Genomic DNA, 1,031 nt, shown 5'->3' with positions numbered 1-1,031 from the left:
TTCTTGGCGGCGTAAGTCAATGACGCGAAACTTTGTTGCTTCATTTGGCTCTGTACTTATGTTCTGGGAGGTGGGTATATTTTACCCTGTTTGGTCGATTCAATCAGAGCTTCCCTAGGTATAGTATTAACTTGGGTTAATAAAAAAATGGCATTCACCTCAGGATCAATATGAGCACAAAAAACGAAGCGAAGCCAGACAAGATCTCTGATGAACAGCTGCTCAGGGCTAGCCGGTCTTTCGAAGCCATGATGCTCAGCCAGATCGACATTTCCGCCAAGCTTGCCAATGACCTCAAACACGCAATTCGCATCGGCATGGTCGTACTGGCGCTCATTGCCATCTCCATACTGGTGCTGCTGCTTACGCTTTCCTCCCAGATCAACCGCATCTCCGACGTCGTGCTGGACACGAATACCAATTTTTCATCCGTCACCGTTCGTATGGACCACATGAGCCAGTACATCGACTCCATGGCCAAGCGTGTGGCACTGCTGCAGCTCATGGACGAACAGACGACCAGCATGAAGAACGAAATCTCGGACATCACCAGCAGTATGACCACGATGAGGAAAACCATCGCCAGCATGGCCGGCAGAGTCACCAACGTGCGCCAGTCTGTGGACGGCATGTCCGTTTCCATCAGCCGCATGGACGACCAGGTGCAGCTCATGGCATCGGATATGCAGCACATGGCTAAGCCCGCACGCAGCATCAATAAAATGTTCCCCATCCCCTGAGGGGCCGCTCATGCCGCAGAAAGAAAAACGCATGTTTATCGATATGGTGGGACGCCTTAGCTGGGAAACCCAGTTGCACCTCGATGAGCGGCATCATCATTTTTATGTCAACAAGATCATCATCCTCATCATTTCAGCACTGCTGATAGTTATCGCCGCGGTAAATGTCTATCTGAAGTTTCCCAATTTTTTGGAGCAATGAATATTAGAGCCGACTAATATGGCGGATAAATTAGTACTTGGTAATATTCTTGTTTATTTTGTTTCTTTCGCTTGAAAAACAATAGGTTA

Annotated in this window: 2 protein-coding genes; both read left to right on the top strand. The window is 48.3% G+C overall.

The genetic code is table 11. The annotated features are described in order from the left end of the window. The first annotated feature begins 170 nt into the window (after nucleotides 1-170). Nucleotides 171-740 (top strand): translation initiation factor 2, encoded by a 570-nt coding sequence (locus ACOCD2_RS21750; protein WP_293650544.1) that lies wholly within the window; start codon nucleotides 171-173, stop codon nucleotides 738-740. A gap of 10 nt (nucleotides 741-750) precedes the next feature. Then, nucleotides 751-942 (top strand): hypothetical protein, encoded by a 192-nt coding sequence (locus ACOCD2_RS21745; RefSeq protein ID WP_293650545.1) that lies wholly within the window; start codon nucleotides 751-753, stop codon nucleotides 940-942. The last annotated feature ends 89 nt before the right edge of the window (nucleotides 943-1,031 follow it).

The sequence above is a fragment of the Thiolapillus sp. genome, assembly GCF_048562965.1.
Classification (GTDB): domain Bacteria; phylum Pseudomonadota; class Gammaproteobacteria; order Chromatiales; family Chromatiaceae; genus Thiolapillus; species Thiolapillus brandeum_A.
Note: the sequence above shows the minus strand (reverse complement) of the source record. Positions and strands in the feature narration are given on the sequence as shown.